The following is a 24,409-nucleotide window of genomic DNA, read 5'->3' on the forward strand; positions in this document are numbered from 1 at the left end:
GCCGCCTGACGGACGGCGGCCAGCAGCCGTTCCCGCTCCGGGCGGTCGATCCAGCGGCCGTCCACCACCACGCCGTGGATCCGCCGCGTGTTGCGGATGTCGCGCAGCGGGTCGGCGTCCAGCACCACGAGGTCGGCGGCCTTGCCCTGCTCCACGGTGCCGACCGAGTCGAGGCCGAGCGTGCGGGCCGCGTCCCGTGTGGCCGAGCGCATCACCTGGGCCGGGGTCAGGCCCGCCTGGACGAGCAACGCCAGTTCGTCATGGAGGGCGAACCCCGGCACCAGATAGCCGGTCCCGGTGTCCGTGCCGGCCGGCAGTCGCACACCCGCCGCGTGCAGCTCTCTCACCAGCAGCTGCCGGTGGGCGTGGATCGCCCGGATGCGGCGGGCCTGCTCGGGCGTCCGCCCACTGGTCAGGGCCCGTAACTGCTCGGGCCAGGAGTCCACCTGCCAGGCCGGAAGGTACTGCCAGTCCTCGGCCCCGGCCGGTACCTCGTCGGGCAGCTCCAGCGTGTGGTGCACGCTCAGCGTCGGGACGACCGCCGTCCCGGCCGCCGCCAGCCGCCGGAAGACGGCCCGCGCCTTGCGCGGGTCGTATCCGCGGACCGCCTTCCACTCGAGCGGATGCACCTGCTGGAACCAGCTGTGGTAGCGGGACAGGCTGCTGGGATCGCTCGCGTCGATCCGGACGGCGGCCAGTCCGCGCCGGACCTCCGCCTCGTGCGCCGAGGTCGACAGAAGCAGGGCGTGCAGATGCTCGATGCTGTGCTGACCGGCGTCACCGGCCTCGGTGATGCGTACGACGTCGGGGCAGTGGCCGAGGAACGGGATGTTCTGGCGCCGGGCCTCGTGGGCGACGGCCCAGTAGGCCTCCCGGGACAGCCGGGAGTACACCTTGACGAAGTCCGCGCCCTCCCGCTTGACCCGGAGCACGGCACGACGGGCGTCGGCCGCGTTCGTCACCTCGATGTGCTCGCCCACGTCCTTGGCCCACAACGAAGGCTGCCCGTCGAGGATCGGGCTTGCGATGAGCCACCTGGCGCCGAGCAGCGTGCCGTTCAGAATCTGTTGCCGCCACGCGTGGTGGACGGGCCGGCCCCACATCTCGCGCACCGTGGTCACCCCCGCGAGCGGGTACAGCGGCGGGATCACCGCGTCCGGGCCGTCGCTGTGGGTGTGCGCCTCGATCAGTCCCGGGATCAGGTACTTGCCGGTCAGGTCGACGGTCCGGACGCCGGGCCGGGGCCGCGTGCGCGCGCTGGGCGTCAGCCCGCTGATCCGGCCGGCCTCGACGACGACCGTCATGTCGGGCGCGGCGGGCCCGCCGGAACCGTCGATGACGGTGACGTGGGTGAAGGCGATCGCGGTGTCCGCGGCCCCCGACGCCCCGCGGGCCGTGGGACGGCTGACGGGCGCGGCGGTCGCCGTTCCGCTGAGCGCGGCCCCCGCCACCACGGCCGCCCCGGCCACGAAACTCCGCCGCCCCGGACCTGGTTCGTGCTTCTCGGACATGTCCTTCGCCCCCTTGAGCTCTCCTGTTCGCTACGACTCTGGACCGGACGGGGCGGCAGCACAGTGGGCCGAGCCGGTGGATCAGGGGGTGGTGCCGGCACCACCCCGTGCGGTGGGTGCATCAGCGGCCGCCGCGGCGGCACCCGGGCCTGCGACCTCGCTGGTGACCCCGTTGGCACGGCCGCTACTATTCAGGACTTGCGCAATCTTTGAAGTGATCTGTGTTTCGTGAGGAAAGAGGTCCCCGATGCCCGCGTTGTCCTATGGCGAGGCCGTGGGTGTCGGCCTACTGCAAGGCGTCACCGAGCTCTTCCCGGTCTCCAGCCTGGGCCACAGCATCCTGCTGCCCGCACTCCTGGGCGGGCACTGGGCCCGCGACCTGAACGTCACTGCCGAGAACTCGCCCTATCTCAGCGTCCTGGTCGGTCTGCACCTGGCCACCGCCGTCGCGCTCGTCGTCTACTTCCGCCGCGACTGGGCCCGCGTCATCGGCGGCCTGATCTCCTCCCTGCGCACCCGCCGTGTCGACACACCGGAGCAGAAACTCGCCTGGCTCCTCGTCGTGGGCACCCTCCCGGTGGGCGTCGCCGGACTGGCGCTGGACCACTTCCTGCGCACGGTGCTCGGCCGGCCCATACCCGTGGCGCTCTTCCTCACCCTCAACGGCCTGGTGCTGTACACCACCGAACGACTGCGCAGGGGCGGCACCGGGCGGCACCGGGCCGAGCCCGCCCCCACCGACGGACACCCCGACCCCGGCGAGCTGTCCGACCACCGCCTCGCCCAGCTGACGTACCGCCAGGCGGCCCTCATAGGAGCGGCGCAGATCCTGGCGCTGTTCCCCGGCATCAGCCGCTCCGGCTCCACCATCAGCGCCGGCATCCTGCGCGGGCTGGGCCATGAGGACGCCGCCCGCTTCGCCTTTCTCCTCGCCACCCCCGTCATCGGCGCCGCCGCCCTGCTGAAGGTGCCCGAGCTGTTCGGCCCCGCCGGTGACGGAATCCGGGGGCAGGTGCTCGTGGGCAGCATCGCCGCGTTCGCCGCCGGATACCTCGCGGTGGCCTTTCTGACGAGGTACTTCGAGACCCGCTCCCTGACCCCCTTCGCCGTCTACTGCGCCCTCGCCGGCCTGGGCGGCCTCGCCTTCTTCACCCTCGCCTGACGGGCGGACAGGAGGGCGGCGCTACCCTGCGGCCATGACCGAGCCACGGAACGAGCAGCTCGAAGCCATGCCGGCCGACTGGCGCCGCGCCCTCGCCGTCGTCGCCCACCCCGACGACCTCGAGTACGGCTGCGCGGCGGCCATCGCCGGGTGGACCGACGGAGGCCGCGAGGTGGCGTATCTCCTCGCAACCCGCGGCGAGGCCGGGATCGACTCGCTGGAGCCGTCGGTGTGCGGACCACTGCGGGAGCGGGAGCAGCGGGAGAGCGCCGCGGTGGTCGGCGTGTCCACGGTGGAGTTCCTGAACCACCGGGACGGGGTCGTCGAGTACGGGGTCGCGCTGCGCCGGGACATAGCGGCGGCGATCCGACGTCACCGCCCGGAGCTGGTCATCACCCTCAACCACCGCGACACCTGGGGCGGCGTCGCCTGGAACACCCCGGACCACGTGGCCGTGGGACGCGCCACCCTGGACGCGGCCGCGGACGCCGGCAACCGGTGGATCTTCCCCGAGCTCACCGAGCGCGGACTGGAGCCCTGGGACGGGGTCCGCTGGGTCGCCGTCGCCGGTTCCGCGCAGCCCACGCACGCCGTGGACGCGACAGCGGGACTCGAACGCGCGGTGCGGTCACTCCTCCGGCACCGCACCTACATCGAGGCGTTGACCGACGAGGACCCGGAGACCTACGCCCGGTCCTTCCTCACGGCCCAGACCGAGGCCGCGGGGGAGCGGTTCGGCGGGACACCGGCCGTGGCCTTCGAGCTGTTCAGCCGTTAGCGCGTCCGCTCAGCCGTCGGCTGCGGCCGCTCAGGCCTTCGCGCCGTCCACTCTGCCGGCCGTGCGCAACGGTGCCACCGCCCGTCCGTCCGGCAGCAGTTCGCCGGTGTCGTCGAAGACGATGGTGCCGTTGCACAGCCGGTACCACCCCTGTTCGGGGTGGGCGGAGACGATGACCGCCGCGTCGTGGTCGGGGCGGTCGGCCGATGGGCACTCGGGCCGGTGCGTGCACATGACGTCTCTCCAGGGGTCGTACGAGGTCTGCCTCTGTGGTAGCGGAGTTTGTTTTCGTACGAGTGAGAGGACCCCCACGGGCCAGGAAACTCAACGGTGAGCTTTCCCGGCCCCGCGGTGCTCCGTTGCTGCGCTGTCCATGAGGCGACCGTACGTGCGCCGTGTTCCCACGGCCACTCACCGGCCGCCGGGCGGGTGCCGTCCCGGCACGGGAACCGCCGATTAGGGTTACTTCATGCACGCACCCTCCACCCAGCGTTCCGGCCTGCGCGGCGACTGCGGCTCCTGCTTCGCCCTGTGCTGTGTCGCCCTGCCCTTCGCCCGCTCCGCCGACTTCGCGGTCGACAAGGACGCCGGAACGCCCTGCCGCAACCTCCAGGGCGACTTCCGCTGCGGTGTCCACTCCGAGCTGCGGCAGCGCGGCTTCGCGGGGTGCACGGTCTACGACTGCTTCGGTGCCGGGCAGAAGGTCTCGCAGATCACCTTCGGCGGGCGGGACTGGCGCTCGGGCGGCCGGGAGCACGCCCGGCGGATGTTCGGCGTGTTCCCCGTCGTGCGGCAACTCCACGAGCTGCTCTGGTACCTGACCGAGGCGCTCACCCTGCCCGCGGCCCGCCCGGTCCACGCCGATCTGCGCCGCATGCTGGACGAGACCGAGCGGCTGACCCTGCGGACCCCCGAGGAGCTCGGGGAGTTGGATGTGGGCGCGCACCGGCAGGAGGTCAACGTGCTGCTGCTGCGCACCAGTGAGCTGGTCCGGGCCGGGACCGGCCGCCGTACGAAGGACCGGCGGGGCGCCGATCTCATCGGCGCGCGTCTGAAGGGAGCCGACCTGCGCGGTGCCAGTCTGCGAGGCGCCTGTCTGATAGCCGCCGACCTCACGGGCGCCGACCTGCGCCACGCGGATCTGATCGGCGCCGATCTGCGGGACGCGGACCTCGCGGACGCCGATCTGACCGGTGCCTTCTTTCTGACCCAGCCACAGATCAATGCGGCGCGGGGCAGCGCGGGCACCCTGCTCCCGGCGTCCGTCACGCGCCCCGCCCACTGGACGGCGCACCTCTGACGGTTCCGTGGCGACCACGTGGCCTGGTTGGCGCACGCCCCGATCTCCGATAAGTTAGGCAAGGCTTACCTAAGGGAGGTTGGGGATGGGTCACCGTCACGCCTGGACGGCCGCGCCGGTCGCTGCGCAGCGTGCCCGCTCGGTGCTCGCCGCCGCATGGTCCTGCGCCGTGACCGCGCGGGACGGACGGGAGGAGTTCACCGGCGCACACTCCGTCGCCGCCGACGGCCGGGTGCTGCTGCGCCCGCCCGAGGGCAGCACACTGCTCACGGCCGCTCTGTGCGCTCCCCGGGGAGAGCCGTCTGTGGTGCTGGAGTTCGCCGACGTCGCGCCTGTTCCGATGCGGTCCCGGATCCGCGCCCGGCTGTGGCTCGCGGGCGAGATCGAGCCCGAGGGAGACCGGCTCGCCCTGCGGCCGGCCCGGATCGCGCTGCGCCGGGCGAACGGCGTGGTCGTCGTCGACCTCGACGAGTACGCGAGCGCCGAGCCCGACCCGCTCGTCGCCGCCGAGGCCGGGCTGCTCACCCACCTCGCCGACGCCCACCCGGACGCCGTCCAGCGGCTGACCCGGCTCGTCGATCCGGGCAGCCTGCACAGCGCCGTACGGGTCCAGCCCCTCGCCGTCGACCGGCACGGCCTGACGCTGCGCATCGAGCGGGCCCGCGACCACGGCGACGTACGCCTGCCGTTCCCCGAGCCGGCGGACACGGTCGCGCAGCTCGCCGAACGCATGCACGCCCTGCTGGCGCAGGCCGCCCGGGCCTGCCCGCGCGCACTGCTGCGGCAGCGCACGGACGGTGACCGGTGAGGCGAACGGCTCGTCGACAACCCCCGGTTCACCGCTCACGCGGCCGAGGGGAAAGACGTCGGCCTCAAGGCGCGCTCGCCGAGCGTGCACTCGGCAGGCGCAATGGTCCGGCCCCGCACGCCGGCCGCCTCCCGGAGCGGGACAGTCACCAGTCGCCGTCCTCCACCGGCTTCTCCGGTGCGTCACCGAGCGGCTTCACCTGGTGCGGCGAGGGCTGCTGCCACGGCTCGCGGTCGTCGCCGAGCCAGTCGCCGACCGGTTCGATGCGGCCCAGGGTGTCCGTGGGCGCGAGATCCTCGCCGTCCTCGTCGTAGTAGTCGAACCACGGCAGCCCGGCCTGTGTGTACGCCGCGGATCCCGGCCGAGACGCGCACTCCAGGGCCTGCCGGAGACGGCGCACACCTTGCCGGCGCCCACCTGCAGGGCGGCGGGCTCGGACGCCTCGAATCTCAGCCACATGGCCTCCCGCAGATACACCGGCAGCATCACGCCGCCGCGCGCCCGCCAGTCGGCCGGCACCGTCTCGGCGTGGTCCTCCACCCGGCGTACGGGGAACTCGCCCAGCCCCGGCGGCAGCGGATGCGTGCCCTTCTCCGGCAGCCGCAGCGTCCGCATGAAGCCGACCCGCACACCCCCCGGCAGCAGCAGCCGGTTCCCCTCGATCCGCACCGCGCCCATGCGCCCCGCCCCTCTCCCCGTCCGGTGGCCCGTCCTACCTGGAACGCCGGGGTGGCTCCGTGCGGTTCCGGCGCCGCCGAAGGTCACGCATCAGGGTGAACCGAGGCTCGCGCACCAGGTCCCAGAGCCTGGCCAGACGCGGGTTGCGCTCGCGCTGCTCCCGGGTGCCGCGGTCCAGCTCCTCCAGCAGGCGCCCGGTGCGGTGCTCGATGTCCAGCTCGTCCAGGATGCGGTTGACCTCGGTCAGCACCGCGCCGTGGAACTGCCACTGGCGGCTGTCGCGTTGCACCTCCTCCAGCAGCAGCTGGGCCAGCTTGTCGCGGGTCGCCCCCGCCGTGACCAGCTCCTCGGTGAGCCGGGCCTCCGCGGACTCGGCGCTGCGGCTGACATCGGTGGTGACGAGCACCGCGAAACTGACCACTGCGTCGCCGATCTCCGACAGCAACCGGTCCAGCGTCGCCCCGATCTCCGACTCGAACAGCGGCTCGGGTTCCCGCTCCTTCGCCAGGTCGGCGAGGGTGCGGGAGATCACCCGCAGCACCACCGTGACGATCTCCAGCGTGTCGAGTCCGGTCCGCAGCACGATCCGGTGCAGCAGGCCCTCGCGGACCCGCGGGTTGAGCTTCAGACTGTCCTCGGCCTGCCGCAGCGCGGCATCCACCAGGACGATGTCGTGGTCCAGCCGGCGCGCCTCGTGCAGCCGTGCGGCCGCCTGCGCGGCCGGCGTGTGGCCGGCGGCCTCCTCCCCGACGCGCAGCATCAGCTGGCGGATCCGGCGCGCGAGCCCCTCGATGGACTCACCGGCGGCCCCCACCCACACCGGGGGAGCGATGAACAGATTGGTGGCGAGGCCGACCACCGCGCCGATGAGCGTCTCCACGACCCGGGCCCAGGCGGTGCTGCCGACCTGGGTCACCCCTAGGACGAGCATGCCGCTGATCGCGACTTCCTGCACGAACTCTCTGACCCGTACGAGATGCCCCACGGCCAGCGAGGCCAGGATGATCAGGGCGAGGCTCCACCAGGTCAGGCCCACCAGGATGCTGAAGGCGATCGCGATGACGACCCCGGCCACCACGGAGTTCACCCGGCGCACACCGGTGGTGAGCGTCGCGTAGAGCGTCACCTGCACGACGAGGAGCGCGGTCAGCGGCGCGGTCAGGGGAGCCGGCTCCGGGCTCAGGCGCAGGGCGACGACATACGCGACGGTCGCGGCCGCGGTCGAACGCACCGCCTGGACGACCTCGGGCTCCTGCCGCCACCTGGCGATCCGGGCGGCGATCTGCGCCCAGGCATCACGGACATCTCGCATCCCCAACGCCTTTCCCTTGGCACCCAGGCATCGAACGTACACAACAGGCCCGGCGGTCGTCGCCCGGGGGGCGGCCCAGTGCGCTGTCAGGTGCCGAGTTTGTCCAGGAAGGCGGACAGGTTGGCCGTCATCCGGGCGATCTGCTCCTCCACCGTGAGGCTCTCCTGGAAGCGGCCCCCGGCCTCGGGGACCTTCTTTCCGCGCACGTACAGGGAACACGCGAGGTCGGTACACATGTACACGCCGACCGAGTTGCCCTCGCGGCCGGCCGCGCCGGCCTTCCTGGCCGTCATCAGGGACACGCCGCTGCCCGGGTGGGTGGTCAGGCACAGCGAGCACATGCTCCGGTGCAGGAAGCCGCGCTGCGAGGACGGGAAGCGCAGCGCGACGCCGACGAGCCGGTCGGCACGTTCGACGACCAGATAGCTGCGATCGGGTGCCCCAGGATCCCGCCAGCCCAGGAAGTCCAGGTCTTCCCAGGGGCGTTCGCCGAGGTCACGGGGTATCGCCAGGCGTTTCGCCTCTCCCTTCGAGCAGTTGATGAAGGAGTTGCGGATGTCCTGCTCGGTGAGCGATCTCATGAGGAGTCCTTGCGCGGGTACGAAGCCTGGCAACCTAGGGTCCCTAGGTTCTTGCCTAAAGTAGTAGGTTCCATCGGGGGTGGCCAATGGATTTCAGGGGGGACGAGCGAGCCGGATCAGGTGCCGGCACTGCGGCCGAACGGGCGCTGCGGCATGTCGCGGCGCTCTCCTCGGGTCCCCCGGTACCCCGGGACCTGCGGCTGACGCTCAACTTCCATCCCGACCGGCTCGTGCGCGACGGGCGGGCCGATCCTGCGGGCGCTGGCCGCGGACGGCGCCTACCGCTCGCAGTTCGTCACCGGCACCAGCAACGGCGGGCTCACCGCGCACCCCGGCGGCGACCGCTGGCGCTGGGAGAGCAGGATCTTCGGCGGCGCCTACGACAACGAGGCCGCGCACCGGCGACCGGTGTACGGTGCGCTGAACTTCCGCCGCCAGGTGGTCGGGGCGGCGCCCCGTTTCGGCTCCTCGCACTTCCGGCTGACCGCCGCCACGCTGGAGCGGGCCACGTTCTGCTACCCGGACAGCGCGGCCGAGCCGTGCCACTTCGGGGTGGCCGCGGGCATGCACCTCGTCGAGCTGGCCGAGGCCGACCGCCGGGACGCCCTCGACGACTACATCGAGGCGGCTGCTGTGCACGGCTCCGAGGACGGCGACACCGAGGGAGCCGCCGATCGTACGGACCAGGGTGACGGTGCCGGTAGCGGCACCCATGTCGCGGGGGGCGGCGTTGTTCATGGTGGTGAGCAGGGTGCTCTGCATGAGGATCCCGACACCGACTCCGATGACGAGGGTCAGTGCCGAAGCCGCGGCGAGCGGGGTGTCCGAACCGAGCAGGAGCAGCAGCAGCGCGCCGGCGACGGTGACGGCGCCGCCGACGAGCGGGACGACACGCTCCAGCCCTCCGCGGTCCATCAGCCGGCCGGTGGTCAGCTGGGCCGTCAGCATGGCGAGCATCAGCGGCAGGATCAGCATGCCGCTGACCGTGGGCGAGGCGCCCTGGACGAACTGCATGTACTGCGGCAGGTAGTTGATGACGGACACCAGGATCGCGCCGACCAGAAGGCTGAGGATCTGGGTGAGGGTGAACTCCCGGCTGGTGAACAACCGCGGCGGCGTGATGGGTTCGGCGGCGCGCTGTTCCACGCGGACGAACCAGGCGAGGCTCAGCACGACCGCCACCGCGAGCGCCGCGATCTGCCAGGACGTCCAGGCGTAGGTGGTGCCGGCCCAGCTCGCGAGGAGGGTGAGGGCCAGGATGCCGGTGGTCAGCAGGCTCGCGCCGAGGTAGTCGAGCCGTCCCGTGACGCGGTGCGCGGGCAGTCGTGCCCTTGGCGACGGCCGGCAGGGCGACGATGCCGATGGGGACGTTGACGTAGAAAGCCCAGCGCCAGTCCATGTAGTCGGTGATGAATCCGCCGAGCAGGGGGCCGCCGACGAACGCCACCGGCAGCATGACGCCCACCATCGACTGGATGCGGCCGCGCTCCTGTGGGGGCACCAGCACACCGATGACCGCGAGCGCCCCGACCATCAGGCCGCCCGCGCCGAGACCCTGGACGGCCCGGAAGGCGATGAGCTGCCCCATGCTCTGCGCCAGGCCGCACAGCACCGTCCCGATCAGGAAGAGCAGCACGGAGTCGGTGTAGGCGCCCTTGTGGCCGTAGAGGTCGCCGAGCTTGCCCCAGAGGGGGGTGGCGGCGGCCATGGTGAGCAGGTACGCCGTCACCGACCAGGAGAAGTGGTCCAGGCCGCCGAGATCGCCCACGATCGTGGGCAGTGCGGTGCTGGCGATCTGTCCGTCGAGCGTCGCCAGGAGGATGCCGAGCATCAGTCCGAAGACGCCGAGCCGGGGTAAGGCGGGCCGGTCGGGCGTGGGAGTGGGTGTCGGGCGGTCGTTCATCGCTGCCCCAGGTCGCGAGTGGCGGGACGTCAGACGGCGTACGGGCGGGCGCGCCTGGCGTCACGCAGGGCCTGCGCCCACCAGGTGAGCTGGTCGAGCATGGCCTTGGCGGCGGCGTCGCAGGCGGGGTCGGCCGGCTTGCCGTCGGCGCCGAAGATCTCGCCGTAGTTGTGGAAGCTGACGGTGTTGCGGATGGTGACCGCGTGCAGTTCCGCGAGGACCACGCGCAGCTGTTCGACGGCGCGCAGCCCGCCGGCGAGACCGCCGTAGGAGATGAAGCCGACCGGCTTGGCGTGCCACTGCTCGTTGTGCCAGTCGATGGCGTTCTTCAGCGGCGCCGGGAAGCTGTGGTTGTACTCCGGGGTGACGATCACGAAGGCGTCGGCCTCGGCGAGCCGCGGCGAGACCGCGCCCAGCTGGGCCGCGACCTCGTCGGAGGGGGTCTGGCCGTAGGCGGGGAAGACGGTAGGCAGCGGCGTGTCGACCAGGTCGACCAGGTCGGCCGTCATGTCCTCGCGCTCGGCGATGCGTTCGGTGATCCAGTCGGCGACGACCGGACCGAACCGCCCGTCCGTGTACTGCCGATGATCACCGCGGTCCGCAGCGGGCCGCCGGTCACGTCAGCCATGGAAGGCACCTCCGGGTGTGTACGTTGTATCTCTGGCGTACAACGTACGCAGCACTGTGTACGTTGTCCATTCCTGATACGCTGTACGCAGCACCGTCCGGCGGAAGGAACCAGGCGATGGCCCCCCAGCAGAGACAGGTACAGACCGAGGAACGGGACCACGTCTCCCTGTGGGAACGCCTCGAACGCCCGGCGCCGGCCCCCCGCACCACGCTGACCCCGCAGCGGATCGCCAAGGCCGCGGTGGACATCGCCGACGCCGAGGGACTGGACGCCGTCACCATGCGACGCCTGGCCACCGAGCTCGGCGTGGCGCCCATGGCCGCGTACCGCTACGTCACCGGCAAGGACGAGCTCCTGGAGCTGATGGTCGACTTCGTCTACGGCGAACTGGACCTGCCGGACGGAACGGAGGGCTGGCGCACGACCATGCGCACGCTGGCCCTGCGGATCCGGGATGTCCTGCTGCGGCACTCGTGGGTGACCCGGGCGACCTGGTGCGCGCCGACCCCGAACCAATTGGCCGTACCGGAGGCCGCGCTGGCCGCGCTCGACGGCCTCGGGCTCGACGCTGACACGGCGATGGCGGTCTACAGCACCGTCACCGCGTATGTGCACGGCGCCGTCGACTCGGAGGTCGGCCTGACGCAGCTGCTGCGCGTGCGCGGCTGGGCCAGTCGTGAGGAGGCCCGCTCCGGACTCGCCTCGCAGATGGCCTGGCTCATCAGCACCGGCCGCTTCCCGATGTACGCGCGCTACATCGGCGAGGCCGACCGTAAGGACGACCTGCTGTGGCAGTTCGAGACCGGCCTGGACTGCGTCCTCGACGGCATCGCGGCCCGTCTGTCGGTCTGACCACCTCTCCCGAACAGCACACTCAGAAAAACGAAAGCCCGCTCCTGTCTGCCGCGCCTGTACGGCGAGTGCACGCGGCCGCTGGGGAGCTGTCCCACGAGGTCACCCAGTGTGTGTGCCGGGCCCGCCGGGTGATCGACCCCGCTCCCCGGCACCGGACCCCGATCGGCGCATGCGTAATGCCCGACTGCACGTGCGTGCTGACCGCTGCGGGCCGGCGCGAGGGCGCCGAGCCCGCCGTGAAGGTCCGCTGCGACAGCGATCCCGCGCACCGCTGGTCCCGATCGAAGTGCGGCCGAATCACCGCGCTACCAGGACGCGAATCACACCGCCGCACGCCCCCTCCAGACCGCCGGTGGACCAGAACAACTCGGTGCAGTGGAGCCCGAAGAACTGCTTGCAGACAGACCGACGTTGCCTCTTGGGGTACTAGGCGCCCCGAGGCGGTTCCTCCGCCTGTGCCAGCACCTCCGCCTCGACATCGGCGCGCGTGCGGCCGTGCGACTTCGCGTACTCGGTGAGCTCGGCCTGAAGGTCCCGGTCGAGGTCGCGCCAGGCGCGCCAGGCGGTCTCGTACGTGTCGGTCTGCTGCTTGGTCCACGGCGTGGCGGTGGGCGGGCCGTACTTCTCGCGCAGTCCGGCGGTCCGCACCTGGGCCTCTGTCGCCGCGCGCTGCATCTCCACGATTTCTTCAAACGTCTTCGCCACGGCCCCGGATCCTAGGCGGGCGCACAGGGGGTCGGGTCCCGCGACCCGCACGAGAGGACCGAGATCGACCGGTCGGCCCTAGGTGGTGTCCGACAAGGCCGTCTTGCGTACCACGGCCGGCCTGGCAAGGCCCGGCGGCCCGCTTCGCCAAGGCCGTCGGCCCCGCCCTGAAGAACGTCCGCGAGTTCGCCGGGGACGGCCTGTTCACCGCGTACAACGACGAGCCCAACCGGGCCAGGGCCCGCGACATCCTGATGCCCGCCTTCGCCCTCGGCTCGATGCGCACCTATCACCCGGTGATGCTGCGCGTGGCGCGCCGGCTGATCGAGACCTGGGACCGGGTCGGCCGCGACGGCCGGCCGGTGAACGTCCCCGACGACATGACGCGCATGACCTCGACACCATCGGGCTCGCCGGCTTCGGCTACGACTTCGGCTCCTTCGAACGCGCCGACGGCTCCCGCATGGCTCCGGGCGTGCGCGAGGCGTTCCGGGCGCTGCACGCCGAGCGGGTGCCGGGCGGGGACTCCGGACGGTGGCTGGAGGAGCTGATCGCGTCGGGGCGTTACGTCGAGGACGTCTACGCGGCCGGATGACGGCACCGAAGGGCGGCCGCCGCGGGGCTGCGGTGGCCCGGGGCGGAGGGGCGCCCGTCGGTCACGGACACCCCTCAACCCTCCGCCGCCTGCCCGTTGCCCTGGTCGACCCCGCACCGCCGGTTTCGCGGGCCCTGCCCGCGGTACTCGCGCCTCGCCCGGAAGGGCCTCGCTCCGGGCGGGGCCCGCCGTGCCGGCAACGAGAGGAATGGAGTGATCGCCGTGACCGAGCACCGGCATGAGGGTCCCGGCGAGACCCAGCGGGTTCCGCGGGACATGCCGGACCAGCAGGCCCATGAGGGCGAGGACCGGTGGGACGCCCGCCCCGCGCAGGGCGGGGCCGATGCCCCGGACGTCCCCGACACGGACGAGGCGGGCACCGGCAGGCAGGGCGCCCCGCACGCGGGCACCGTCCACCCCGAGGGCCCCGTACCGGACGAGTCCCCGGACTGACCGCCTCACCCCCGACGTACCGGCTGCGCCGCCGGCCCAGGAGCGAAAGGGGCTCCACGGGCCGGCGGCGCGGTCAGGTACGCGGGCGCCGAGCGGTCCGGCTCCTCCCTCTCAGGAGCCGGACGCGAACGCGTCGACGCCCGTGAGGTCCGCGGACACCTCCCACAGGCGCGCCGCCTGCTCCGGATCGATCGCCCAGTCCTTCACCCCGCTGCGGCCGCCGTCCGCCGGTGCGGGCTCCGCGATGTCGCAGTCCTCGCAGTACACCCCGCCCATGCCTGCAAGTCGGGGCGAGGTCGCCGCCCACACCTGGGTGGCCGCACCCTGTTCGGGTGTCTTGAAGGCGTCAGGGTCCACCAGGGCGCCCGTCTCGTCGATCCAGCCGCGCTCGACCATCTCCTCCTTGGCGAGGTGACGCTGCAGCGGAGTGAGGATCCCGCCGGGGTGGAGGGAGAAGGCGCGGACCCCGTCCTTACGGCCCAGCCGGTCCAGATGCACGGCGAACAGGACGTTCGCGGTCTTCGCCTGGCCGTACGCCTCCCACTTGTCGTACCCCTGCTTGAAGTGCGGATCGTCCCAGCGGATCCCGGACCTGTGGTGGCCGGCCGACGACACGGACACGACTCGTGCCCCGCCCGGCGCGATCGCCGGCCACAACCGGTTCACGAGCGCGTAGTGGCCGAGGTGGTTCGTGGCGAACTGCGCCTCCCAGCCGGGTCCCACCCGTGTCTCCGGGGTGGCCATGATCCCGGCATTGTTGATCATGATGTCGATGGTGCGGTCCGACGCGAGGAACCGCTCGGCGAACCCGCGCACGCTCTGAAGGTCACCGAGGTCGAGCTCGTCCACCTCCACCCGGTCGAGCCCCGCCAGAGCCTCCTGGGCCACGTTCCGGCGCCGCGCCGGGACCACCACCCGGGCGCCCGCCTTGACGAGCGCCCGAGTCGTCTCCAGGCCGAGCCCCGAGTAGCCGCCCGTCACCACCGCGAGCTTGCCGCTGAGGTCGATGCCCCGAAGTACGTCGTCGGCGGTGCTCCCGGCGCCGAAACCCGACCCGATCCTGTGCTGTGCAGTGCTCATGCGGGGACGGTACGAATTGGAGTGCTCTCGAAGTCAAGCCGAGGCCGCCCCGGGGTGTTCGGGAAACCGGGCGTGTGCGGGACACCGGTGCGTGCGGGAAATCGGGGTGTGCGAGCAAGCAAAAGCCCCGACCGGACGGGGGAATACCGGTCGGGGCAGTCTGTGGTGGGCGCGCACGGCGGTCGCCTCTCGGCGAAGTGCTCCACAGGGCTTCAGCCGAACGATCGTCCCTGTGGGCGGAAGGTGAGGCCCGGGGACACTGTCCCGTGCGCTCCCACGGCTTGTTCAACGGGAAACTACCGGTCGGTGTTCCGGAAAATCCAGCCGCTCGAAGTGATGTGCGTCACTGTGCGGTGCGCGCGGTCCGCCGTCTATGTGTCCGGAGCCAACGGACTGTCCCCCAGCATCGCCAGCAGATGCGCGGGATCCCGGTAGATCGCGCGCGCCCCGGCCTCCTGGAGATCCGCGCTCGGAATGCCCCCGGACAACAGGCCGACGCACGTCACTCCGGCCCGTGTCCCGGCCCGCATGTCCCACACCGTGTCGCCCACGAACACCGCCTGCTCGGGCGGCACCCCGGCCAGCTCCAGTGCATGCTCCACGGGCTCCGGGGCGGGCTTGCCCGCCTCCACGTCGTCCGCGCTCGCCGTCGCCGCGATCGCGTCGTCCGCCCCGATCGCCCGCCTCAGCGCCGACAGCTCGCGCCCGCTCGCCGAGGTGGCGAGCACGACGTTCCAGCCGTCGTGGTCCAGCCTGCGCAGCAGCCGTCCGGCGTCCTTGAGCGGCGGCAGACGGTCGAAGTACGTGCCGTACAGCGTCGTGTGCGCGGCCACAAGCATGTCGACCTCGTCCCGGTCCCGCCCGCCCAGCAGATGGGCGATCAGGTCCTCGGAGCCGAGCCCCACCGCGCGGTGGATGGCGTGCATCGGCACCTGGTGACCCGCCTGCCGGAACGCCTCCCACCATGTCGTGACATGCAGATGATTCGTGTCGACGAGGGTGCCGTCCACGTCGAACACGGCCGCCCGTCCCATGCTCGGTCCTCTCCTCCCTCACGTACCGGGCCGGGTACCACGCGCCGCGGCGGCCACACGTGCGGGGACCCGCCGCTCACGGGTCCAGGCCAGCAGCTCCTCGGCGGTCCAGGCCGTGACCACACGGTCCGCCGGCACCTGGCACTCCTCGGCCCGGGCACAGCCGTTGATCTGCCAGTCCAGCTGCCCGGGCGCGTGGGCGTCGGTGTCGATCGCGAACAGCGCTCCCGCCTCGACCGCCCGGCGCAGCAGTCGCCGCGGCGGGTCCAGCCGCTCGGGCCGGCTGTTGACCTCCACGGCCGTACCGGACTCGGCGCACGCGGCGAACACCGCGTCCGCGTCGAACTCCGACTCCGGGCGCCCGCGCCCGGTGACCAGCCTTCCGGTGCAGTGGCCGAGCACGTCGGCCAGCGGATTGCGGACGGCCGCGATCATGCGGCGGGTCATCGAGCGCGCGTCCATGCGCAGTTTGGAATGGACCGACACGACCACGACGTCGAGCCGGTCCAGGAGTTCCGGGTCCTGGTCCAGTGAGCCGTCCTCGAGGATGTCGCATTCGATGCCGGTCAGCAGCCGGAAGGGCGCCCACTCCTCGTTCAGCGCGGCGACCACGTCCAGCTGCTCGAGCAGCCGTTCAGCGGACAGCCCGCGGGCGACGGTGAGCCTGGGGGAGTGGTCGGTGAGCGCCGCCCACTCGTGTCCGAGCCGCGCCGCCGTGCGGCCCATCTCCTCGATCGGGCTACCGCCGTCCGACCAGTCCGAGTGCAGATGGCAGTCGCCGCGCAGCAGCGCCCGCAGCCGCTCGCCGCCCCGCTTCGGCGCGGCCCCGCCCTCCTGCTCCAGCTTCTGCAGGTAGCCGGGGACCTGCCCGGCCACCGCCTCCCGCACCACCTGGGCGGTGGTGGGACCGATGCCCTTGAGCGACTCCAGTGTCCCGGCGGCCGCGCGCTCGGTGACCTCGTCCCCGGGCAGAGCGGCCACCACGGCGGCCGCGGTGCGGAAGGCCCGTACACGATAGGTGGGGGCCTGGGCCCGCTCCAGCAGGAACGCGATCCGGTCCAGCGCTGTGACGGGGTCCATCGGCACCTCCCTCCTCAAGCGTTGCCCAGCCGGGTGCGGCCCGCACGACGGGCGCGTCCGGCCGCCCCGGCGCCCGGACCGCTCTACCCTCGATTGCATGACCGAAATCGCGAGTCCCCACATCTCCCGTCCGCGGATCGTGGTGCTCGGGGTACAGCCGGGCGACCCGCCGTTCCGGATCGTGGAGGTCGACGGCGAGGTGGTCGGCTCGGCGCACTCGCTCACCGACGTGCTGGCGCTCGCCGCGCAGGCAGGCGTCCTGGTCCACGACTGCGACGACCCGGACCTGGTCCGCTGGGTGGGGGGCGGCAAGTTCCACTGGACGCCGCACTGACGGTTACGACGACCTGACCTGGTACGACGACTCGGCGTGAGGCCGCTGCCTCAGGCCTTGCGCGGCTTGCGCGGCTTGCGCGCATGCACCGCCCGCCCCAGCCGGCGCCCCACCAGCAGATGGCCCAGCAGCGCGCCCGCGGTGTTGAGGATGACGTCGTCGATGTCGAAGGCCCGCCCCGTGACGACCGCGCCCTGCACCAGTTCGACCAGCAGCATCACGCACGCCGTGACGAAGCCCACGCGCAGGATGCCCCGCGCCCCGGGCGCCAGCACCGGCAGCAGGATCCCGAACGGAACACCGAGCAGCACGTTCCCGCCGATCTGCCGCACGGCGTCGCGTGGCCCGGGCTGGTCCAGATAGGCGCGCAGGGAACGCCCCGGATGCAGATTGCTGTGGACCAGCGCCCGCGACGCGGGTGACGGCTCCAGCGTCAGCCGGGCCAGCGCGGCGGCGAACGCCACCATCGCCACGAAGGCCAGGGTCATGGCCAGCAACCGCAGCGGAAGCGGCAGCGGCCGCCGTTCCCGCTCCGGGGCCGCCGGTGCCCGGCGGAGACCGGACCTGGCGGCCAGTGCGCGCAACGCCGGATGTGCCATCGCATCCTCCCGGTGTCAACTTCCCTCCAGGCGAAGCTGATTACCCGCTGTCGGCGCATCGAAGCCCGGCGGTGCGCAAGCCGGGACAGCCGTCGGCCACTGATGAACCTGGGGCATACCGTCGTCGGTTTCCCCGCCCGTACGCGGGGCACTCCGAGCAGCAGCCACTCGCGCGCGCCGCCACACCCCGCGGCCCGTGCGGTGCTTGGATGATATTCCGGTTATTCAGGACATTCCGTGGCGACGGTGAACGGAGGCGGTGTGTGGACGCGCGTACGACATTTCGGGCCGCCCTCGAGATCGTTCTCTGGTGGGCCGGCCTCACCGTGCTCTGGATCGTTCTGATCAGCTCCGTCGACACCCTGGAGTGGGCCGTCGGCGCGTCGGCCGCGCTCGTGGGCGCCGTCGCGGCACGCGCCGCGCGACGGGCGGTGGGCGCCCGGTGAACGGCTGGACGCTCACGGCCACGATCGCGCTCGGCGCGGGCGCCGGCGCCACGGTGTGGGGTGTCTCCACCGGACCGCTGCGCCGCCGGGTCGTCGCCCAGAACCTGTCCAGCGCTGTCGCCTGCCCCGGACTGCTGCTGCTGGCCCAGGGGTTCGGGCGCACGTCGTACGTCGACCTCGCGCTCCTGCTGGCCCTGCTGGGGCCGGTGGGCACGCTCGTCTTCGCCCGGCTGCTCGCCGACGAACTGGCCGAGAACCCACCGCGCGCCCGGGGCGTCACCCTCGCCGTCGCGGGATACGGGGCCGTGGTGGTGCTGGTGCTGTGCGCCGTCACCGGACCCGGACGGGCGATGGTCAAGCTGCTGGTCGTCGGCGTGCTGCTGATCAGCGGCAACCTCATCGCCTCCCGGGCGCTCGCGGGCGGGTTCGGGAGCCGCCGTGGATGACCCGCTGATCGTCGTCGCCCTGCTGCTCGTCGCCGCCTCGGCGACCGCGGCCGTCGCCACCCGCGACCCCGCCCGCCAGGCCCTCGTCCTCGCCCTGCTCGGCCTGTGTCTGGCCGTGCTGTTCACGGTAGTTCAGGCGCCCGACGTGGGCCTGTCGCAGCTCGCGGTGGGCTCCGCGGTCACCCCGCTGCTGATCATGCTCTCGGTGCGCAAGGTCAGGAGGAAACCCCGGGGCGGGAAGGGGGAGGAGCGGTGACGCGGCGCGTGCGGGTGGCCGTGCTGGCTCTCGGCGGCGCCTGCCTCGCGGCCCTCCTCGTCGCCGCCTGCCTCGGCCTGCCCTCCTTCGGCGATTCCCGGCACCCCTACGGAGACCGGGCCGTCCACGCCTCCCTGTCCCGGCGTACCGCCAACACGGTCGCCTCCGTCAACTTCGACCTGCGCGCCTTCGACACGCTCGGAGAGATGAGCATCCTGTTCGCGTCCGTCCTCGGCACGGTCGTCCTGCTCCGCCAGACCCGCGACGAGAAGCGCGCCAGGCCGCAGCCGGAGCAAGTCGCGCTGCCCGTGCGCCGCTACGCGCTCATCGTGCTGCCCGTCGCCGTCCTCACCGGCCTGTACGTCATCGCGCACGGCCAGCTCAGCCCCGGCGGCGGCTTCCAGGGCGGAGTCGTCGCCGCGACCGGCCTGCACCTGCTCTACCTCGGCGCCGACTACCGCGCCCTGGAACGCATCCGGCCGATCGACCTTTACGAGATCGGTGACGCGCTCTCCGCCTCCGGCTACCTCGTGACGGGCCTCGCCGGCGTTCTCGCCGGCACGGCGTTCCTCGCCAACACCCTCCTGCCGTACGGCACGTTCAACACGCTGGCGTCCGGCGGCACCGTACCGGTGCTGAACGCCGCCATCGGCATGGAGGTGACCTGCGCGGTCGTCGTCCTGCTCGCGCGCTTCCTGGACCAGGCCGTCGAAATCGAGGAGGAGGAGGGAAACCGATGAGCGTACTGCCGTACCTCGTGGCCGTCTGGATCTTTCTGGCCGGCTGCTACGGCCTCGCGACCAGCCGCAACCTGATCCACGCGGTCGGCTGCCTCGCCGTCTGCCAGTCCGCCACCTACGTCCTGCTGCTCGCCGTCGGCTACCGCGACGGCGGCACCGCGCCCGTCTTCTCCGACGTCGAACCAGGCTCGAGGCCCGTGGTGGACCCGGTCGTTCAGGCGCTCACCCTCACCGACATCGTCGTCGGCGCCACCGTCACCGCCCTGCTGCTCGCCCTCGTCATGCAGGTCGCCAAGCGCCACGGCACGGTCGACCCCGACGAACTGCGGGAGTTGCGCGGCTGATGAACCACCTGCTGCCGCTGCTCGTCGCCGTCCCGCTGCTCGGTGCGGCACTGCTGGTCGCCTGCGGGCGCCGGCTGCCGCGTGTCGTCGCCGAGAGCGTCGGGTGCTTCCTCTCGGCCGGCACCGGCTCACTCGCGCTCTGGCTGCTCCTCGACTCCTCGCCACCGCTGACCGAATGGGTGGGGGCCTGGACGCCCGTGGGCGGCGAGAGCGTCGGCATCGTCCTCGTCGGGGACGGCCCCGGTCTCGGGATGGCCGCTCTCGCCTCCGTGCTGACGCTGGCCGCCCTCGTGTACTCCTGGCGCTACTTCGAGGAGCCGCCCCGCGGGCACGCCGGTTCCTACCCCGCCCTCATGCTGCTGTTCCAGGGCGGCATGTGCGGCTTCGCGATCACCGGCGACCTGTTCAACGCGTTCGTGTTCTTCGAGCTGATGGGCGCCGCGGCCTACGCCCTGACCGGCTACCGGGTGGAGGAGGCCAAGGCCGTCCAGGGCGGGCTGACCTTCGGCGTCATCAACTCCCTCGGCGCGTACGCCATGCTCATGGGCATCGGACTGCTCTACGCGCGCACCGGCGAACTCGCCATGACCAAGCTGGGACGCGGGCTCGACGCCCACGGCGGACCCGACGCGCTGACCCTCGCCGCCTTCGTCCTCGTCCTGACCGGGCTGCTGGTCAAGGCCGCCGCGGCGCCGTTCCACTTCTGGCTGCCCGACGCGCACGCGGTCGCACCCACCCCGGTGTGCATGCTGCTGTCAGGCGTCATGGTCGAACTCGGCCTGTACGGGGTCTGGCGCGTCTGCACCACCGTCTTCTCCGGGCCCGGCGGCATCCCGGCGGCCGACCTGGAGCGGGCCCTGGTCGTCCTCGGCGTCCTGACCGGCGTCGTCGGCGCCCTCATGTGCTGGCACCAACGGCACATCAAACGGCTCCTCGCCTGCTCGACCATCGCCCACATGGGACTGTTCATCGTCGGTGTCGGCACACTCGTGCCCGAGGCGGACGACGGGGTCGCCCTGTACATCCTGGGCCACGCCGGAGCCAAGGCCGCCCTGTTCGCCTGCACCGGCCTCCTGCTCGACCGGTTCGGCTGCGTCGACGAGGCGGCCCTGCACGGCAGCGGCCGTCCGATGCGCGGCGTAGCGGTGATGTTCGTGCTCGGCGGACTCGCGCTCGCCGGACTGCCCCCGTTCGGCACCTCCCTCGGCAAGGCTGTCCTGGAGGAGGCGGGCGGGCCGCTGACCGTGCTCTACGTCGTCGTGTCCGCGGTGACGGGCGGCGCGGTCCTGCGGGTCGCCGCGCGCGTCTTCTACGGACTCGGGCCTCAGCCGCAGGTCGATTCGTCGTACGAGACCACCGGCACCGGAGAGGAACCGGAGACCCGGCACCGGCTGCGCCGCATCCCGGACACCATGACGGCCGTGCCCGCCGTGCTGCTCGCCGCGTCGCTCGCGGTGGGCGTCGTCCCGGGCTTCGCGCAGAGCGTGGCGCGCTCCGTGAACGAGGCCGGCTCGGGCGGTGCGGCCGTCTCGGTCCACTGGACCGCGGCCGGCGTCCTGCTGGGGCTCGCCTCCACGGTCCTCGCCCTCGCCCTGGCCGCACTCGCCGTCGCCCGGCCCGGACTGCTCGCCGCCCGGGCATGGACGCTGCCGCTGCGCCGGCTGCAGTCCGGGCACATCGGGGACTACGTGGCCTGGGTCCTGATGGGCACGGCCCTGCTCGGGGCGCTCGCCCTGCCGGCCGTCCTGACCGGCTGAGTGCCCCGAGCAGAGGGCGGGGGCTCAGGAGCCGTAGGAGACCTTCACCTCCTTGAAGCCGAGGGACTTGAGCAGCCCGTCGAGCATGCTGGTGGTGTTCTTCTCGGCGCGGCCGGTCAGTTCGCTCTCCTTCGCGGCCTCGGCGATGTGCTGGACGGCCAGTTTCTGCACGGCCTGTTCACTGCCCGGGTTGTCGGAGAAGAAGTCGCCGATGCGGTCGAGCAGGCCCCGCTGTTTGGACACGGCGTACGAACGGTAGGGGTCGAGCGCGGGTTTGCCCAGGGCGGCGTGGGGGAGCCGGATGGTGGCGGACGTGCGGTCGCCGTCGACCTTGACGTCCCGCTCGCCGACCTTGCCGAGGTCGACGTAGGCGTCGACGGTGCCCGCGCCGACGTACAGGGTGCGGGTACCGCGGATCGCCGACGGCAGGAACCTGGAGTCCTTCTCCAGGTCCACGACCACCTGGAAGTTGCCTGAGGCGGCCTGGTAACGGCTCATGTCCTGGATGGACTTCAGCAGTGCGGGTCCGGACCGGTCGTGCGTGTCCGTTCCGAACAGGTCACGCAGCCCCGGGAACACGCTCAGCCGCAGCCCGGCGAAGAACACCGCGAGCAGGGCGACGAGCGCGACGACGGCCTTGCCCCAGCCGGGCATCCGCCGCCTCGCGGCCACCGATGAGGGTGCCTGCTTCGTGGACGTCGTCATCTCGACAGTCCTCCCTTCTGACAAGCGGTTGCCCGCCAGGTGCCTTGCTCGAACGCGGGGTTGCCCGGCTTGGGGAAGCGGACGGTGCGGCCATGAGGTCGCTGTGAATTCCCGGTGCGGTTGAACACGGCCGGGTTCCGCCACGTACACGGAGGGGGCCTTTCATGCCGAGCCGGTCAAGAGCTGTAGGAGCACTGCCTTGAGACGCAATTCGCGTAGACGTCCGACGGGCGCACGACGCGCGACCTTTGCAGCGGTCGCGCTGATATTGGGCGGAGGGGGGCTGGTAGCGGCGAACGTCTACGCCTCGGCGACCGAGGGCGGCTGGGGCGGCTCGGAACAGGGCGGCGGCGGCCGGGTCCTCGCGGCCGGGACCGTCACCATCGACTGCCCGGACGTCGGCCAGAAGCTGACCGATGTGCCGGGCGCGGCGAAGCCGCAGGTCGACACGGAACTCGCGACCCTCGACCAGCAGATCACCGAGGCGTACGACCGGCTGGGTGCGACGCGCCAGGCGCAGGCGGACGACACGCACTACGTCCAGAACTCCATCCTCGGCCCGCTCAAGGACCAGCGCGCCGCGGTGATCGACCGGATCAAGACCGACTACCGGCGGGCGGGCGGCACCGCCCCCGGCGCGATCGACGGCATGGCCGCGTGCACGGGGATACCGGCCGACCAGGCGCAGCCCTCAGCCGGTGGCCAGGGTGACAACGGCGGGCAGCGGAACGACAACGACGGCAACGCTCAGAACAGCGGCGGGCAGCAGGACGGCAACGGCCAGAACGGCGGCGGGCAGCAGGGCAACGGGGGTCAGGCGGGCACGAGCGGGCCCGTCGCCTCCGACTTCGTGGACATCCGGACCGTGCAGCCGAACGTCGTCGAGCCCGGTCGGCGCTCCGGTGGCTCCACAGGTTCGTTCGAGACCAAGTGCGGTGTCGACGAGAACAAGAACCACAACACCGACAACGTGATCGTGGCGCCCGGCGTGAAGAACGGCGCCCACCACCTGCACGACTACGTCGGCAACCAGTCCAACGACGCCTTCGCCACCAACGACACCTTCGCGGCGGCGCGGACCAGCTGCCAGAACCAGCAGGACAAGTCGTCGTACTACTGGCCGGTGCTCCGTGTGCAGGACGGCACGCAGGACTTCGACCAGAACGCCGACGGCGGCGGCAAGGAAGGCAACGTCGGCCGGATCCTGGTGGCCCGGCAGGCCGAGATCAGGTTCGTCGGCAGCCCCACGAGCGAGGTCGTGGCCATGCCGCGGTTCCTGCGGATCATCACCGGTGACGCCAAGGCCTTCACCAACGGCCCCAAGAACGCCAACGCGCACTGGAGCTGCACGGGCTTCGAGGACAAGGTGCAGCTGACGGACAAGTACCCGATCTGCCCGCAGGGCAGCGAGGTGGTGCGGTCGTTCGCGTTCCAGAGCTGCTGGGACGGCCAGAACATCGACAGCGCCAACCACCGCACGCACGTGGCCTTCGTCGATGCGGACGGTGCCTGCCCGAACGGCTTCCAGGCGATACCGCAGCTGACGATGCGTCTGGTCTACGACGTGCCGCAGCCGGTCGTCGAGAACGGCCGGGTGAGGAACGCCTACGCGGTGGACGGCTTTCCCGAGCAGCTGCACAAGCCGATCACCGACCACGACGACTTCATCAACGTCATGACCGACGAGCTGATGAACCACGTGGTCGACTGCGTCAACACGGGCAAGCGGTGCGGTGGCGACGCCGGCGACCAGCCGCAGAACACGCCGTCACCGTCCGCCGACGCCCCGTCCGGCGGCGGCGACGGTTCCGGCTCGACCACCGCGCCCGGCGGCGAGGCGGGATCCGCCCCGTCCGCCACACCCGGTGGCGACGCAGGGAACGGCTCCGGCGCCACCGGCCCGCAGTCGGCGCAGCCCTCGACGGCCGCGCCGGGCACCACGGCGCCGACCACAGGCGCGGGTGGCGCCGGCAGTGCGACGCCCGGAGCCCCCGTCTCCCCGTCGGTGGCCGGCGGTGGCGCGGTCGCCGAGCCGCGCAGCGCCTCGGAAGGGCAGCACACCGGGACGGCCACGCGTCCCGAGGAGACGTCGCCCGCCATCGGGGAGGCGACCTCCGCCGCTCCGTCCGCCGTCTCCACCACGGCCCCGGCCACTGATCCCTCCGCCGCGCCGGGGACCGCGCCCCAGTCGGTCTCGGGTGGCGGGCTGGCGGAGACCGGTGCGCACCTGTGGCCGGCCGCGGCCGGAGCGGTCCTGGTGATCGCGGGTCTGGTGGTGCTGCGCAGGAGCGCCCGCAGGTCCTTCTGACACGCGTC

At 72.2% G+C, this 24,409-nt stretch carries 25 protein-coding genes and 6 pseudogenes; 17 read left to right on the forward strand and 14 right to left on the reverse strand.

Going from position 1 to position 24,409, the window contains the following annotated elements; all coding sequences use genetic code 11:
- The coding region (locus C3488_RS27185; protein ID WP_103843560.1) for an amidohydrolase family protein at positions 1-1,511 on the reverse strand (1,511 nt) is incomplete at its 3' end.
- A 247-nt stretch (positions 1,512-1,758) separates the two neighbouring features.
- On the opposite strand from C3488_RS27185, the gene C3488_RS27190 reads away from it, so the two are divergent.
- A complete protein-coding gene (locus C3488_RS27190) occupies positions 1,759-2,673 on the forward strand; it encodes an undecaprenyl-diphosphate phosphatase (RefSeq protein ID WP_103843561.1) in 915 nt (304 codons plus the stop codon).
- 34 nt (positions 2,674-2,707) lie between these two features.
- Positions 2,708-3,451, forward strand: coding sequence for a PIG-L deacetylase family protein (locus tag C3488_RS27195; RefSeq protein ID WP_103843562.1), 744 nt, complete (start codon positions 2,708-2,710; stop codon positions 3,449-3,451).
- Positions 3,452-3,481: 30 nt separating this feature from the next.
- Here the strand turns inward: C3488_RS27195 and C3488_RS27200 are convergent, their stop codons facing one another.
- A complete protein-coding gene (locus C3488_RS27200) occupies positions 3,482-3,685 on the reverse strand; it encodes a DUF5999 family protein (RefSeq protein WP_103843563.1) in 204 nt (67 codons plus the stop codon).
- 235 nt (positions 3,686-3,920) lie between these two features.
- On the opposite strand from C3488_RS27200, the gene C3488_RS27205 reads away from it, so the two are divergent.
- Entirely contained in the window at positions 3,921-4,751 is an 831-nt protein-coding gene (locus C3488_RS27205) for a pentapeptide repeat-containing protein (protein WP_103843564.1), read from the forward strand.
- A gap of 85 nt (positions 4,752-4,836) precedes the next feature.
- Positions 4,837-5,559 (forward strand): DUF2470 domain-containing protein, encoded by a 723-nt coding sequence (locus C3488_RS27210; RefSeq protein WP_103843565.1) that lies wholly within the window; start codon positions 4,837-4,839, stop codon positions 5,557-5,559.
- A 145-nt stretch (positions 5,560-5,704) separates the two neighbouring features.
- On the opposite strand, the pseudogene C3488_RS27215 reads toward C3488_RS27210, so the two are convergent.
- The 3 genes and pseudogenes from C3488_RS27215 to C3488_RS27225 all read right to left on the reverse strand — a co-directional run bounded on the left by C3488_RS27215 (position 5,705) and on the right by C3488_RS27225 (position 8,130).
- Positions 5,705-6,237: pseudogene (locus tag C3488_RS27215) on the reverse strand (hypothetical protein).
- Positions 6,238-6,271: 34 nt separating this feature from the next.
- Positions 6,272-7,549 (reverse strand): aromatic acid exporter family protein, encoded by a 1,278-nt coding sequence (locus C3488_RS27220; RefSeq protein ID WP_103843566.1) that lies wholly within the window; start codon positions 7,547-7,549, stop codon positions 6,272-6,274.
- An 86-nt stretch (positions 7,550-7,635) separates the two neighbouring features.
- Positions 7,636-8,130, reverse strand: a complete 495-nt coding sequence (locus C3488_RS27225; protein ID WP_103843567.1) for an FBP domain-containing protein — start codon at positions 8,128-8,130, stop codon at positions 7,636-7,638.
- Between the two features lie 86 nt (positions 8,131-8,216).
- Here C3488_RS27225 and C3488_RS41815 point away from each other — a divergent pair.
- Positions 8,217-8,772, forward strand: a pseudogene (locus C3488_RS41815) (DUF3626 domain-containing protein); the annotation flags it as partial.
- Positions 8,773-8,847: 75 nt separating this feature from the next.
- Here C3488_RS41815 and C3488_RS41820 read toward each other — a convergent pair.
- The 3 pseudogenes from C3488_RS41820 to C3488_RS27235 form a co-directional block, all read right to left on the reverse strand.
- Positions 8,848-9,312, reverse strand: a pseudogene (locus C3488_RS41820) (MFS transporter); the annotation flags it as partial.
- A gap of 196 nt (positions 9,313-9,508) precedes the next feature.
- Positions 9,509-10,033 (reverse strand): annotated as a pseudogene (locus C3488_RS41825) (MFS transporter); the annotation flags it as partial.
- A 29-nt stretch (positions 10,034-10,062) separates the two neighbouring features.
- Positions 10,063-10,661 (reverse strand): annotated as a pseudogene (locus tag C3488_RS27235) (NADPH-dependent FMN reductase).
- A 117-nt stretch (positions 10,662-10,778) separates the two neighbouring features.
- Here C3488_RS27235 and C3488_RS27240 point away from each other — a divergent pair.
- Positions 10,779-11,516 carry a TetR/AcrR family transcriptional regulator gene (locus C3488_RS27240; protein ID WP_103843568.1) on the forward strand — a complete coding sequence of 246 codons (738 nt, stop codon included), beginning with the start codon at positions 10,779-10,781 and terminating at the stop codon, positions 11,514-11,516.
- Between the two features lie 429 nt (positions 11,517-11,945).
- On the opposite strand, the gene C3488_RS27245 is transcribed toward C3488_RS27240, so the two are convergent.
- Positions 11,946-12,224, reverse strand: a complete 279-nt coding sequence (locus C3488_RS27245; protein ID WP_103843569.1) for a hypothetical protein — start codon at positions 12,222-12,224, stop codon at positions 11,946-11,948.
- Positions 12,225-12,364: 140 nt separating this feature from the next.
- Between C3488_RS27245 and C3488_RS41830 the strand changes: the two are divergent.
- The 3 genes and pseudogenes from C3488_RS41830 to C3488_RS27255 form a co-directional block, all read left to right on the forward strand.
- Positions 12,365-12,676 (forward strand): annotated as a pseudogene (locus tag C3488_RS41830) (cytochrome P450); the annotation flags it as partial.
- An 11-nt stretch (positions 12,677-12,687) separates the two neighbouring features.
- Entirely contained in the window at positions 12,688-12,819 is a 132-nt protein-coding gene (locus C3488_RS41835) for a hypothetical protein (protein WP_258053675.1), read from the forward strand.
- A gap of 222 nt (positions 12,820-13,041) precedes the next feature.
- Entirely contained in the window at positions 13,042-13,272 is a 231-nt protein-coding gene (locus tag C3488_RS27255; protein ID WP_103843595.1) for a hypothetical protein, read from the forward strand.
- A 111-nt stretch (positions 13,273-13,383) separates the two neighbouring features.
- On the opposite strand, the gene C3488_RS27260 is transcribed toward C3488_RS27255, so the two are convergent.
- From C3488_RS27260 to C3488_RS27270, 3 genes are all read right to left on the reverse strand, one after another.
- Complete coding sequence (locus tag C3488_RS27260; RefSeq protein WP_103843570.1) at positions 13,384-14,352, reverse strand: SDR family NAD(P)-dependent oxidoreductase; 969 nt, start codon at positions 14,350-14,352, stop codon at positions 13,384-13,386.
- A gap of 371 nt (positions 14,353-14,723) precedes the next feature.
- A complete protein-coding gene (locus tag C3488_RS27265) occupies positions 14,724-15,386 on the reverse strand; it encodes an HAD family hydrolase (protein WP_103843571.1) in 663 nt (220 codons plus the stop codon).
- An 18-nt stretch (positions 15,387-15,404) separates the two neighbouring features.
- Complete coding sequence (locus tag C3488_RS27270) at positions 15,405-16,466, reverse strand: PHP domain-containing protein (RefSeq protein ID WP_103843572.1); 1,062 nt, start codon at positions 16,464-16,466, stop codon at positions 15,405-15,407.
- A gap of 97 nt (positions 16,467-16,563) precedes the next feature.
- Between C3488_RS27270 and C3488_RS27275 the strand changes: the two genes are divergently transcribed.
- Positions 16,564-16,800 carry a hypothetical protein gene (locus C3488_RS27275; RefSeq protein WP_103843573.1) on the forward strand — a complete coding sequence of 79 codons (237 nt, stop codon included), beginning with the start codon at positions 16,564-16,566 and terminating at the stop codon, positions 16,798-16,800.
- Positions 16,801-16,850: 50 nt separating this feature from the next.
- On the opposite strand, the gene C3488_RS27280 is transcribed toward C3488_RS27275, so the two are convergent.
- A complete protein-coding gene (locus C3488_RS27280; RefSeq protein ID WP_103843574.1) occupies positions 16,851-17,399 on the reverse strand; it encodes a VanZ family protein in 549 nt (182 codons plus the stop codon).
- A 263-nt stretch (positions 17,400-17,662) separates the two neighbouring features.
- Here C3488_RS27280 and C3488_RS27285 point away from each other — a divergent pair, with 263 nt between their 5' ends.
- From C3488_RS27285 to C3488_RS27310, 6 genes are read left to right on the forward strand one after another with little or no spacing between them, the layout of a single operon-like run.
- Positions 17,663-17,845: a hypothetical protein gene (locus C3488_RS27285; protein ID WP_103843575.1), complete on the forward strand. Its 183-nt coding sequence runs from the start codon at positions 17,663-17,665 to the stop codon at positions 17,843-17,845.
- The gene (locus tag C3488_RS27290) at positions 17,842-18,291 is read left to right on the forward strand and encodes a monovalent cation/H+ antiporter complex subunit F (protein ID WP_103843576.1); all 450 of its coding nucleotides are present in this window, start codon (positions 17,842-17,844) and stop codon (positions 18,289-18,291) included. Before C3488_RS27285 ends, C3488_RS27290 begins: the two co-directional genes overlap by 4 nt.
- Positions 18,284-18,547, forward strand: coding sequence for a hydrogenase subunit MbhD domain-containing protein (locus tag C3488_RS27295; RefSeq protein ID WP_103843577.1), 264 nt, complete (start codon positions 18,284-18,286; stop codon positions 18,545-18,547). The genes C3488_RS27290 and C3488_RS27295 overlap by 8 nt, the downstream gene beginning before the upstream one ends.
- Complete coding sequence (gene mbhE, locus C3488_RS27300; protein ID WP_103843578.1) at positions 18,544-19,287, forward strand: hydrogen gas-evolving membrane-bound hydrogenase subunit E; 744 nt, start codon at positions 18,544-18,546, stop codon at positions 19,285-19,287. Before C3488_RS27295 ends, mbhE begins: the two co-directional genes overlap by 4 nt.
- The gene (locus tag C3488_RS27305) at positions 19,284-19,631 is read left to right on the forward strand and encodes a sodium:proton antiporter (RefSeq protein ID WP_103843579.1); all 348 of its coding nucleotides are present in this window, start codon (positions 19,284-19,286) and stop codon (positions 19,629-19,631) included. The genes mbhE and C3488_RS27305 overlap by 4 nt, the downstream gene beginning before the upstream one ends.
- The gene (locus C3488_RS27310) at positions 19,631-21,388 is read left to right on the forward strand and encodes a complex I subunit 5 family protein (protein ID WP_103843580.1); all 1,758 of its coding nucleotides are present in this window, start codon (positions 19,631-19,633) and stop codon (positions 21,386-21,388) included. Before C3488_RS27305 ends, C3488_RS27310 begins: the two co-directional genes overlap by 1 nt.
- 24 nt (positions 21,389-21,412) lie before the next feature.
- Here the strand turns inward: C3488_RS27310 and C3488_RS27315 are convergent, their stop codons facing one another.
- A complete protein-coding gene (locus C3488_RS27315) occupies positions 21,413-22,093 on the reverse strand; it encodes a DUF4230 domain-containing protein (protein ID WP_103843581.1) in 681 nt (226 codons plus the stop codon).
- A 199-nt stretch (positions 22,094-22,292) separates the two neighbouring features.
- Here C3488_RS27315 and C3488_RS27320 point away from each other — a divergent pair, with 199 nt between their 5' ends.
- Positions 22,293-24,401 carry a DUF1996 domain-containing protein gene (locus C3488_RS27320; RefSeq protein WP_103843582.1) on the forward strand — a complete coding sequence of 703 codons (2,109 nt, stop codon included), beginning with the start codon at positions 22,293-22,295 and terminating at the stop codon, positions 24,399-24,401.
- Positions 24,402-24,409: the final 8 nt, after the last annotated feature.

Origin of the sequence: Streptomyces sp. Ru72 (genome assembly GCF_002920635.1) — a bacterium.
GTDB lineage: Bacteria > Actinomycetota > Actinomycetes > Streptomycetales > Streptomycetaceae > Streptomyces.